At 68.7% G+C, this 10,124-nt stretch carries 10 protein-coding genes, 1 pseudogene and 1 riboswitch; of the genes and pseudogenes, 6 read left to right on the top strand and 5 right to left on the bottom strand.

The window, feature by feature from the left end; all coding sequences use genetic code 11:
* Positions 1 to 463: 463 nt before the first annotated feature.
* The gene (locus ACCC94_RS24085) at positions 464 to 598 is read right to left on the bottom strand and encodes a hypothetical protein (protein ID WP_263864894.1); all 135 of its coding nucleotides are present in this window, start codon (positions 596 to 598) and stop codon (positions 464 to 466) included.
* Positions 599 to 741: 143 nt separating this feature from the next.
* Here ACCC94_RS24085 and ACCC94_RS24080 point away from each other — a divergent pair, with 143 nt between their 5' ends.
* Positions 742 to 1,749, top strand: a complete 1,008-nt coding sequence (locus ACCC94_RS24080; protein ID WP_413352123.1) for an ATP-binding protein — start codon at positions 742 to 744, stop codon at positions 1,747 to 1,749.
* Positions 1,674 to 2,156: a magnesium chelatase gene (locus tag ACCC94_RS24075; RefSeq protein ID WP_413352121.1), complete on the top strand. Its 483-nt coding sequence runs from the start codon at positions 1,674 to 1,676 to the stop codon at positions 2,154 to 2,156. The genes ACCC94_RS24080 and ACCC94_RS24075 overlap by 76 nt, the downstream gene beginning before the upstream one ends.
* A gap of 181 nt (positions 2,157 to 2,337) precedes the next feature.
* On the opposite strand, the gene ACCC94_RS24070 is transcribed toward ACCC94_RS24075, so the two are convergent.
* From ACCC94_RS24070 to cbiE, 4 genes are all read right to left on the bottom strand, one after another.
* Positions 2,338 to 2,961, bottom strand: a complete 624-nt coding sequence (locus tag ACCC94_RS24070) for a glutathione S-transferase family protein (RefSeq protein WP_413352120.1) — start codon at positions 2,959 to 2,961, stop codon at positions 2,338 to 2,340.
* Between the two features lie 228 nt (positions 2,962 to 3,189).
* Positions 3,190 to 3,915, bottom strand: a complete 726-nt coding sequence (locus tag ACCC94_RS24065) for a cobalt-precorrin-6A reductase (protein ID WP_413352118.1) — start codon at positions 3,913 to 3,915, stop codon at positions 3,190 to 3,192.
* Positions 3,915 to 5,009, bottom strand: a complete 1,095-nt coding sequence (locus ACCC94_RS24060) for a cobalt-precorrin-5B (C(1))-methyltransferase (RefSeq protein ID WP_413352117.1) — start codon at positions 5,007 to 5,009, stop codon at positions 3,915 to 3,917. The genes ACCC94_RS24065 and ACCC94_RS24060 overlap by 1 nt, the downstream gene beginning before the upstream one ends.
* Positions 5,010 to 5,105: 96 nt before the next feature.
* Positions 5,106 to 6,308, bottom strand: coding sequence for a precorrin-6y C5,15-methyltransferase (decarboxylating) subunit CbiE (gene cbiE / locus ACCC94_RS24055; protein ID WP_413352116.1), 1,203 nt, complete (start codon positions 6,306 to 6,308; stop codon positions 5,106 to 5,108).
* A gap of 66 nt (positions 6,309 to 6,374) precedes the next feature.
* Positions 6,375 to 6,614, top strand: a riboswitch (cobalamin riboswitch).
* Between the two features lie 85 nt (positions 6,615 to 6,699).
* On the opposite strand from cbiE, the gene cobG reads away from it, so the two are divergent.
* The 4 genes and pseudogenes from cobG to ACCC94_RS24035 form a co-directional block, all read left to right on the top strand.
* Entirely contained in the window at positions 6,700 to 8,046 is a 1,347-nt protein-coding gene (gene cobG / locus ACCC94_RS24050; protein WP_413352115.1) for a precorrin-3B synthase, read from the top strand.
* Positions 8,039 to 8,665 (top strand): precorrin-8X methylmutase, encoded by a 627-nt coding sequence (locus tag ACCC94_RS24045; protein WP_413352114.1) that lies wholly within the window; start codon positions 8,039 to 8,041, stop codon positions 8,663 to 8,665. Before cobG ends, ACCC94_RS24045 begins: the two co-directional genes overlap by 8 nt.
* The gene (locus ACCC94_RS24040) at positions 8,665 to 9,405 is read left to right on the top strand and encodes a precorrin-2 C(20)-methyltransferase (protein ID WP_413352113.1); all 741 of its coding nucleotides are present in this window, start codon (positions 8,665 to 8,667) and stop codon (positions 9,403 to 9,405) included. The genes ACCC94_RS24045 and ACCC94_RS24040 overlap by 1 nt, the downstream gene beginning before the upstream one ends.
* Positions 9,405 to 10,124 (top strand): annotated as a pseudogene (locus tag ACCC94_RS24035) (precorrin-3B C(17)-methyltransferase); the annotation flags it as partial. The gene ACCC94_RS24040 and the pseudogene ACCC94_RS24035, both read left to right, overlap by 1 nt.

Below are 10,124 nucleotides of genomic sequence, written 5' to 3'. Positions count from 1 at the left end.
GGCCATGGCGGCGGACAGCGGCAGGCGCTGGCGCAGTTCCGCGGGGCTCGGCAGCGGCTGTTCGCGGCGGCGCGCGGAGGGCAGCGGGAGGTCGAGGACTTCGGCGGAGGCTGCGTGTTCGGGGCGGATCAGGGCGGAGGTGGAAGCGTTCATCTGACTGGCATCCTTGGCCGGCGCGGTGGTCTATCCGCGCTCGGCGCTCTATCTAAGTGTTCGTGGCAAGGCTCGTTGGGTGGCACGCAGCGCGCTGCTAAATCGCCAGTCGGAGTTGCGGTAATAGCGGTAGTCAGTGGTGTAGGCGGTCATGTGTCGATCCTCTGTCCGGGCGTTTGGCCCGATTCAATTGGTTGGCAATGCGTTGGCCTTGTGGGCCGGAAAAACAAAAACCCCGGTCGGGTTGCCGACCGGGGTTTGAAGAATCTCTCTGGTTGGCGACCCTGCTTGCTAGGGCGCCTGTGGGGTATCAGGCGCGCCTTTGGCTAAACCAATACCCATAGAAGAAATAGCCGGCAGCAGCGGCCAGGACCTGCGCGCGAGCAGCCACGGAGCCGATGGCACCGAGGCGGGCGAGGGACTGGATGGACAGGCTGGACGGCATGATGTTCTCCGTGGAAGTGGAGCCAAGGTACTGCATCGCGCAGCGTCGATCAATGACTTGAATCTATCGCTGCGATGGACATTGGTCGCACCTCCTGCACCCGGTTCGCTACCATGCACGGACGAAATCCGCAGGAAATCCCCATGAGCGCCCTTCCCCATTTCCCACTGGCCGCCGTCGTCGGCGCCGATGAGCTGAAACTGGCCCTGTGCCTGGCGGCCATCGACCCGGCCATCGGCGGCGTGCTGATCGAAGGGCCGCGCGGCATGGCCAAGTCCACCCTGGCGCGCGGCGTCGCCGACCTGCTGGACGGCGGGCGCTTCGTCACCCTGCCGCTGGGCGCCAGCGAGGAACGCATCGTCGGCACCCTCGACCTGGACGCGGCGCTGGGCGAAGGCCGCGCGCAGTTCTCCCCCGGCGTGCTGGCCCATGCCCACGGCGGCGTGCTCTATGTGGATGAAGTGAACCTGCTGCCCGACCACCTCGTCGACCTGCTGCTCGACGTGGCCGCCAGCGGGGTCAACCTGATCGAGCGCGACGGCCTGTCCCACAGCCACCCGGCGCGCTTCGTGCTGATCGGCACGATGAACCCCGAGGAAGGCGAGCTGCGCCCGCAACTGCTGGACCGTTTCGGCCTCAAGGTGCAGCTGGAAGGTGCACCCGCGCCGACCGAGCGCGCCGAGATCGTCCGCCGCCGGCTGGCCTTCGATGCCGATCCGCAGGCGTTCCTCGCGCAATGGCTGGATGCGCAACAGGCCCTGCAACAACGCTGCGGCGAGGCGCGCCAGCAGCTGGCCGCGATCCCGCTGGACGATGCCGCCCTGGAGACCATCGCCGAGCGCTGCCACGCCGCCGGCGTCGATGGCCTGCGCGCCGACCTCGTCTGGCTGCGTGCCGCCCGCGCGCATGCCGCCTGGCGCGGCGCCAACGCCATCGAGGCGCAGGATATCGATGCGGTCGAGCACTTCGCCCTCGCCCATCGCCGTCGTCACCCGCCAGCGCAATCGAGCACGCCGCCGCAGTCGTCTTCCAGCCAACCGCAGGCACCGTCCAATCCCTCCAACGGCGAAGGCCAATGGGGCGAACTGCCCGCGCAAAGCGTCGCCATGGGCGAACGCCGGCAACTGACGGGCTGGCCAAAAAAGCCCTGAGCATCCGCCCGCGCCCGGCCCCAGGCGCGGATGCCAACCCTCGACCCGGCCAGCTCGCCGGCGCCCAGTTGCTCGAGCCACTCCTGCAATTGACTCGAAGCCTTCTGCCCTTGCCACAACCAGCGCGGATTTGCGCCGGCGGCGGCACCCCGCTGGTCGAGGCACTCGAGCAAGCCCGCGAATGGCTGGACCGGCGCCAGCGCCAGAAGCCGGGCGAACACCGGCGCCTGCTGGTGCTGACCGACGGCCGCCTGCGCGACTGGCCGACGCTGCAGCCGCTGAACTGCCCGACGGTGCTGGTGGATATAGAGGGCGGAGCCGTGCGACTGGGCAGGGCCAGGAAGCTGGCGGAAGAGCTTGGGGCGGACTATCGGCAGATTGGTGAAGTGTCAGGGGAGACTCACTGAGAGCCCCTCACACTGGCCCTCTCCCAGAGGGAGAGGGGACTGTCCTGCGCGATGCACCAATCCGGCAGAAGCCGGCTGACACCCATAAAACACTTTACGCCGGACGGCTCCCTCTCCCTTTGAGCGGCGCGCTCAGCCAGGGCTGGAGGGACGGTCATTCGCCGCACCGAGACATCCCGAATCAAGGCTCCCCATTGCGCCCATGCAACAGGAACCCCGGCCGCTCGCTCAGCCGCTCGTAGTAGGCCGCCACCGCCGGCAGTTCCGGACGCTGCATGGGCGTCAGGTACCAGCGGTTCACCGACAGGCCGAGCACGACATCGGCGAGGCTGAAGCAGGCGCCGGTGACGAACGCGCCCGTGTGCGCCAGTTGGCGATCCAGCAGGGACATGCAGTGGTTCCACTGCGCCTCGCTCAGGGCGATGGCGGATTCGTCGGTGTGGCTCGGGCTGTTGCGTACCCTGGCCGAGAACACGTAGCGCCAGGCGCTGTTCAGCTCGGTGGCCTGCCAACCCATCCATTGTTCGACCAGAGCACGCTCGCGCGGTGAGCTGGGCAGCAGCTCGTCCAGCGGATACTGGGTGGCGAGGTAGCCGCAGATGGCGTTGGACTCCCAGAGCACGAAGTCGCCGTCGATGAGGACCGGGACCATGGCATTGGGATTGAGCGCGATGAACTCCGCCGAGGCGGTGGAGCGGAAGCCCGTACCCCAATCTTCCCGCTCGTAGGGCAGGTTCAGCTCGGCGCAGGTCCAGAGCACCTTGCGCACGTTGATCGATGAAGCGCGGCCGAGGATTCGCAGCATGGTGTCACTCCCTGTGAAAACCGGCGCCCAGCATAGTGACTGGCGGGGCGCCGGAGAAGCATGGCGACGACTTTCGTAGGAGCGAGCTTGCTCGCGAAGCACTACGAAGCTGTGAACACTGCCGAGCCGGGTCGTTCAATGGAACCGTCCGGGGAGCGCAGTGGCGGAAGAGCCGCCCTGCGTTGATGCAATCAGGGGCGACACGACGGTTCGCGAGCAAGCTCGCTCCTACGAAAGACAGGGCTCCAGCTCCGACCAGAGCGACTCCACGCTGTCGAACTCCCGATCCACTGCCGGCAACGCAGGCCGCGCCAGGATCAGCACCGGCACACCGCGCTCGCGGGCGACCTGCAGCTTCGGCTCGGTGGCCTGGCTGCCGCTGTTCTTGCTCACCAGCACGTCAGTGCCCAAGCGGCTGAACAGCTCGCGCTCGCCCTCCAGGGTGAACGGTCCGCGCGCACCCAGCACTTCGGCGCGCGCATTGCCGGGCAGGCTTTGCAGGCAGCGCACGGTCCAGTGCTGGTGGGCGGGAATTTCTTCGAGGTGCTCCAGTGGCTCACGCCCCATGGTGAACAGCGGGCGGCGAAAGTCATTCAGTGCCGAGATCAGCTCCGGCCAGCCGGCCACCTCGCGCCAGTCGTCGCCGGCCCCGGCCTGCCAGCCTGGACGCCGCAACGCCCAGCAAGGTACGCCAGCCAGCTGCGCAGCACGCGCGGCGTTGGCGCTGATCTGCGCGGCGTAGGGATGGGTCGCGTCGAGCAGCAGGTCGAAACCGCGTTCGCGGATGAACTCCGCAAGGCCTTCGGCGCCGCCGTAACCGCCAACACGCAGTTCACAGGCGAGGTCGTCCGGCACCTTGCCGAGGCCGGCAAGGCTGTACAGGTGTTGCGGGCCAAGGCGGCGCGCAATGGCCAGGGCCTCGCCGATGCCTCCCAGCAGCAGGACACGTTTCATCACCCCTCCAGCGCCTCGCCCACCAGGTTGCCCTGGCGGTCGATGGCGAAGACTTCCAGCGTCACTGCAGCGGGCACGATGCGCCGGGCAAAGGCCAGTGCACGGGCGCAGACGGCATCGCCCAGCGCAACGCCCTCGGCGCGGCAAAGCGCCAGCGCCTGCTGGCTGGTGTTGGCTTCACGCATGCGTTGCTGCAGCTCGCCCGACGCGCCAATCTCCGCCGCCCACTCGGCGAGCTGCGGCAGGTCGATGCTGGAGTGGCGGCTGTGCAGGTCCATGTGGCCGGCGGCGAGCTTGCTGATCTTGCCGAAACCGCCGCAGAGGCTGAAGCGCTCCACCGGCACCTTGCGCAGGTGCTTGAGCGCGGCGCCAGCGAAGTCGCCCATCTCGATCAGCGCGGTGTCGTCGAAGCCATAGCGACGGCGCATGGCGTCCTCGCTGGCATTGCCGGTGCAGGCAGCCAGGTGGCGGAAGCCGTTGGCAAGGGCGACGTCGATGCCCTGCTGGATCGAGGCGATGTAGGCCGAGCAGGAGAACGGCCGGACGATGCCGGTGGTGCCAAGGATCGACAGGCCGCCGAGGATGCCCAGGCGCGGGTTCATGGTCTTGAGCGCCAGCTCGGCGCCGCCCTCGACATTGATCGTGACATCGAAGCCGCCGGCATAGCCGCACTCGGCCGCCAGCGCAGCGAGGTTGCCCTGCATCATCTGGCGCGGCACCGGGTTGATCGCCGGCTCGCCCACCGCGAGCACCAGCCCGGGCCTGGTGACGGTGCCAACGCCTTCTCCAGCGTGGAAGCGCACACCGGGCTCATCGCTCAGGGCGACGCGGGCGAAAACCAGAGCACCGTGGGTGACGTCCGGGTCGTCGCCGGCATCCTTCAACGTGCCGGCTTCGGCGCCATCGGCAGTGAGCCGGCAGAACTCCAGGCGCAGGGTCGCGGTGCGCTCCTTCGGCAGGGCGATCTGCGCAGCGTCCAGCGCTTCACCGGTGAGCAGCAGGCGCGCCGCTGCGAGGCTGGTGGCGGTGGCGCAGCTGCCGGTGGTGTAGCCACTGCGCAGCGGGCGGGGTTCTTCGGCAGTCTCGTCACGCATGACAGAACGCATCGTAGGATGGGTGGAGCGGAGCGATACCCATGCTGTTACGAGTTGACGGTTGCCATTGAGTCCCGCCGAACCGAATGGAGCCGGTCATTCCTTCCAGACTTCCAGCAGAGTGATCGGCAACGCCGCGCGCCAGGTATCGAAGCCGCCCAGCGGCTGGGCCTGGGATACCGACAGGCGGGTCAGCTCGCCGCCGATGCGGGCGCGCCAGCTCAGCAACATGGACTCGCTCTGCAGGGTGACCGCGTTGGCCACCAGGCGGCCGCCGGGCTTGAGTTGCTCCCAGCATTGCTCGAACACGCCGGGCAGGGTCACGCCGCCGCCGATGAAGATCGCGTCGGGGCGCTCCAGCCCCTGCAAGGCTTCCGGCGCGGCGCCGCAGACCAGTTGCAGCGCCGGCACGCCGAGGGCGTCGCGGTTGAAACGGATATGCTCCTGGCGCCCTTCGTTGGCTTCGATGGCCAGCGTGCGGCAGGTCGGATGCGCGCGCATCCATTCGATACCGATGGAACCGCAGCCGGCGCCGACGTCCCACAACAATTCCCCGGGCCTGGGCGCCAGCCGTGCCAGCGTCACGGCGCGCACATCGCGCTTGGTCAGTTGACCGTCATGTCGGTAGGACTCGTCCGACAGGCCGGTCGTCAACGGCAGGCGAACCGCGTCGACGCCGGCCACACAGTGCACCGCGACAAGGTTCAAGGCAGCAGCCTCGCTCAGCGACCAGTCGCTGGCCAGTCCGTCGATGCGGCGCTCCGCCTCGCCGCCCAGGTGCTCCAGCACGCTGAGGCGACTCGCGCCGAAACCCCGCTCGCGCAGCAGCGCGGCAATAGCCGCCGGGCTGCTGCCATCGTTACTGAGGACCAGCAGCTTCGCGCCGTCGTGGATCTGCGCATTGAGCGCGGCCAATGGGCGCGCCACCAGCGACAGCAGTGTGCAGTCCTGCAATGCCCAACCCATCCGTGCGGCGGCGAGCGAGGCGGAAGACGGCGCGCAAAGCACGAGCATTTCCTCGGACGGGATCTGACGGGCGAGGCTCGCGCCGACGCCGAACAGCATCGGGTCGCCGCTGGCCAGCACGCAGGTCGGCTCGCCGCGCCGGCGCAACACCGGTTCCAGACTGAACGGGCTCGGCCAGGCCTGGCGACGGGCGCCCAGGCAATGCGGCAGCAGCTCCAGCTGGCGCGGCGCGCCGATCACTTCGCTGGCAGCGAGCAGGGCGCGGCGCGCGGCCTTGCCGAGGCCGGCATAGCCGTCCTCGCCGATGCCGACGATGGTCAGCCAGGGCGTCATGAAATGTCCTCAGGGTGCGACGATCGATCCGACGGGCAGGCTTTTCCTGCCTTCGGGCAAAGCAGGCATAATACCCGCTTCGTCGGTGCTCGTAGGACGCTTCGCCTTTTGCGGTGAGGTTTCTCAGAGCCGAAGAGGGAACACGGTTAAGCCGTGGCTGCCCCCGCAACTGTAAGCAGCGAGTCCGCGCAATGCGGCGACACGAGAGAGGTTCCGTGTTGCCGTCCAGGCCACTGGGCAACCGGGAAGGCCGCGCTGGATTAGGACCTGCCAGCCAGGAGACCTGCCGACGAAACCAGTCGCGTGTGCAGACATCGAGCGGGGTGTATCGGTGTCGTGAAGTCCCCTTTGGGGATTCGCAGGTCACCGCGACCCAGCCCTGGTGACCACTGTGCAAGATTCCTCAGCCCTGCCCGTCCGCCCGCATGCCTGTCCCGGCCTGCTGCGCATCGTGGCCTCCCGCGACGGCGGCATCTGCCGCATCAAGCTGCCCTGTGGACAACTCGACGCCAGCGCCGCCCGCGCCATCGCCCTGGCCGCTGAGCGGCATGCCGACGGCGTACTGGAAGCGACCAACCGCGCCAACCTGCAGATTCGCGGCGTGCATGCCGGCACCGAAGGTGCGCTGAGCCGCGAGCTGCTGGCCGCCGGCCTTGGCCCGCGTGAACTGGCGGCGGACGACGTGCGCAACCTGCTGGTAAGCCCGGCGCTGGGCCTGGATGCGCACAACGCTTTCGACGCGAGCCCGCTGGCCGGCCAATTGCTCGACCTGCTGGAGCGCACCCCGCGCTTCCATGGCCTGTCGCCCAAGTTCGGCATCCAGCTGGACGGCGGCGAAGCGCTGGCGATGCTGGAGCACCCCAACGATCTCTGGCTGTCGGCCACGTCCAACGATGCGGCGCCGCTGTTCGCCTTCGGCCTGGCCGGTTGCCCACCGCAGCGCGAGGCCGATCGCCCCGCATTAGCCGCCGTGTTCTCCGGGCAGGTACCGCTGCTGGTGGAAACCCTGCTGCACCTGTTCCTCGATCTTGCCGGTGACGGCCAGACGCGCATGCGCCACCTGCGCGAGATGCTCGGCGACAATGTACTGCTGGAGCGCCTGCAGCAACGCCTGCCCTTCGAGCTGCAACTCGGGCCGGTTGTGGATAACTGGCGACGTCCTGCTCCGAACGCTTTCGGTCATCTCGGGATTCAGCCCCAGCGCCAGCCGGAACGCACCATGGTCGGTGCAGGATTCGTCCTCGGACGGTTCGACAGCACTACCCTGTTCGGTCTCGCCGATCTCGCCGAGCGCTTCAGCGGCGGACAGCTGCGTCTGACACCCTGGCAAAGTCTGATCCTTCCCAACGTGGCACAAACCGATGCCGCCGTCGTGATCGGCGCCCTGGCCAACCTCGGCCTGGTGATTGACGCCGCGCAGCCGCTGTCTCGCCTTGTCGCGTGCAGCGGCTCCAGCGGTTGCTCACGCGGGCTGGCCGATACCAAGGCCGATGCCCTGCGGCTGGCCGAACGCCTGCGCCACGCGCCACCGCCTGGCGTGCACCTGTGTGGCTGCCCGCGCTCCTGCGCCGCCGCCCACGTCGCGCCCTACACCCTGCTGGCCGTTGCCGACGGCCGCTATGACCTGTTCCGTCGCGCCGATGGCGTGGCCGGCTTCGGCCAGCCGCTGGCGCGCAACCTTTCCCTCGAGGCCGCCGGCGACCTGCTGGCCGCACCCGGAGCCCCCCTTGATGCTTGATTACATCCGCGACGGCCAGGCGATCTATCGCCAGTCCTTCGCCACCATTCGCGCCGAAGCCGACCTGTCCCACATCCCCGCGGACCTCGAGAAACTCGCCGTGCGGGTGATCCATGCCTGCGGCATGGTCGACGTCGTGCAGGACCTGCGCTTCTCCGCCGGCGCCGGGGCCATCGGCCGGGCGGCGCTGGCCGCCGGCGCGCCGATCCTCTGCGATGCGCGGATGGTCGCCGAGGGCATCACCCGCGCGCGCCTGCCGGCGCATAACCCGGTGATCTGCACGCTGAATGACCCGGACGTCCCGGAGCTCGCCCGCGAGCTGGGCAACACCCGCTCGGCAGTGGCTCTGGAGCACTGGCGCGAGCACCTGGAAGGCAGCGTGGTGGTGATCGGCAACGCGCCGACCGCACTCTTCTACCTGCTGGAAATGCTCGACGCCGGCGCACCGAAACCGGCGCTGATCCTCGGCTTCCCGGTGGGCTTCGTCGGTGCCATGGAATCCAAGGACGCCCTCGCCGCCGACAGCCGCGGCGTGCCCTACGTGATCGTGCGCGGTCGCCGTGGCGGCAGCGCGATGGCAGCCGCGGCGGTAAACGCCCTGGCCACGGAGGTGGAGTGATGACCGGCCGTCTCATCGGCCTGGGCGTCGGCCCTGGCGACCCGGAACTGCTGACCCTCAAGGCCCTGCGTCTGCTGCGCGCCGCCCCGGTGATCGGCTATTTCGTGGCGAAGGCCAAGCACCACGCAGGCCAGGGCGGCAACGCCTTCGCCATCATCGAGCAGCACCTGCTCGATGAGCAGCAACGCCTGGCGCTGGTCTACCCGGTGACCACCGAAAAGCTGGAGCCGCCGCTGACCTATGAAGGCGTGATCAGCGACTTCTACGACACAGCCGCCGAGCAGGTGGCGATGCACTTGGACGCCGGCCGTGACGTGGCGGTGATCTGCGAGGGCGACCCGTTCTTCTACGGCTCCTACATGTACCTGCATGACCGTCTTTCGGACCGGTATGACACCCAAGTCGTACCCGGCGTCTGCTCGATGCTCGGCAGCGCGGCGGTGCTCGGCGTGCCGCTGGTGTACCGCAACCAGAGCCTGTCGGTGCTGTCTGGCGTGTTGCCGGAAGACGAGCTCAAGCGCCGTCTGGCTGACGCCGATGCGGCGGTGGTGATGAAGCTCGGGCGCAATTTCGACAAGGTCCGCCGTGTGCTGCGCGAGCTGGGCCGCGACGGCGGCGCCCACTACGTCGAGCGCGCGACCATGCGCGAGCAGCGCATCGTCGCGCTGGACGACGTCGATCCGATGGCCTCGCCGTATTTCTCGATGATCGTCATCCCCGGCCAACGGTGGAACGGCTGATGCGTGCTGCCATCGTCATTCTCGGCCAGGGTGCGCTGGCCACTGCACGACGCCTGCAGGGTATTTATCCACAGGCGCGTGTACTGGGGCTGAAGGACCGCGTCGAAGGCGCCGATGAGTCCTACGCGAATTTCGGCGATACCCTGCGCCAGCTGTACCGCGACGACACCCCGATCATCGCCCTGTGCGCTGCCGGCATCGTCATTCGCACCCTTGCGCCGCTGCTCATCGAGAAAGGCGCGGAGCCGCCAGTGCTGGCTGTCGCCGAAGACGGCAGCGCCGTGGTGCCGCTGCTCGGCGGGCTGGGCGGGGTGAACCGCATGGCCCGCGAGATCGCCGCCGCATTGGACGTTGCGCCAGCAATCACCACCAGCGGCGAGCTGCGCTTCGGCGCCTGCCTGCTCGACCCGCCGCCGGGCTATGCGCTGGCGGACATTGAACAGGGCAAGCGCTTCGTCTCCGACCTGCTGGGCGGCGACACCCTGCGCATCGAGGGCGACGCGCCCTGGCTGGACGAGCTGGACCTGCCACTGGCCGACGATGCCGCGCATACCCTGCGCATCGACGCCAGGGCCGAGGGCATCGCGCAGAACGAGCTGCGCATTCATCCGCGCGTCGTCCTCGCCCATGTCACCCTGGTGGACACGCAACTGCCCGAGCGCATCCGCCAGGGCCTGGCCCAGGCCGATCACGCTGAGCCGTCCGCGCGGCTGGCCGAT

It is taken from the genome of Pseudomonas sp. Pseusp97 (assembly GCF_047304025.1).
Lineage (GTDB): Bacteria > Pseudomonadota > Gammaproteobacteria > Pseudomonadales > Pseudomonadaceae > Pseudomonas.
This window is presented reverse-complemented; position numbering and strand designations above follow the sequence as displayed.

What these genes read in the sequence shown, in the direction of transcription:
- cbiE (WP_413352116.1), bottom strand. Translation starts at nt 6,308, where the DNA reads ATGACGCCCTGGCTGACCATCGTCGGCATCGGCGAGGACGGCTATGCC.
- ACCC94_RS24085 (WP_263864894.1), bottom strand. Translation starts at nt 598, where the DNA reads ATGCCGTCCAGCCTGTCCATCCAGTCCCTCGCCCGCCTCGGTGCCATC.
- ACCC94_RS24040 (WP_413352113.1), top strand. Translation starts at nt 8,665, where the DNA reads ATGACCGGCCGTCTCATCGGCCTGGGCGTCGGCCCTGGCGACCCGGAA.
- ACCC94_RS24075 (WP_413352121.1), top strand. Translation starts at nt 1,674, where the DNA reads ATGGGGCGAACTGCCCGCGCAAAGCGTCGCCATGGGCGAACGCCGGCA.
- ACCC94_RS24060 (WP_413352117.1), bottom strand. Translation starts at nt 5,009, where the DNA reads ATGCGTGACGAGACTGCCGAAGAACCCCGCCCGCTGCGCAGTGGCTAC.
- ACCC94_RS24080 (WP_413352123.1), top strand. Translation starts at nt 742, where the DNA reads ATGAGCGCCCTTCCCCATTTCCCACTGGCCGCCGTCGTCGGCGCCGAT.
- ACCC94_RS24065 (WP_413352118.1), bottom strand. Translation starts at nt 3,915, where the DNA reads ATGAAACGTGTCCTGCTGCTGGGAGGCATCGGCGAGGCCCTGGCCATT.
- ACCC94_RS24070 (WP_413352120.1), bottom strand. Translation starts at nt 2,961, where the DNA reads ATGCTGCGAATCCTCGGCCGCGCTTCATCGATCAACGTGCGCAAGGTG.
- ACCC94_RS24045 (WP_413352114.1), top strand. Translation starts at nt 8,039, where the DNA reads ATGCTTGATTACATCCGCGACGGCCAGGCGATCTATCGCCAGTCCTTC.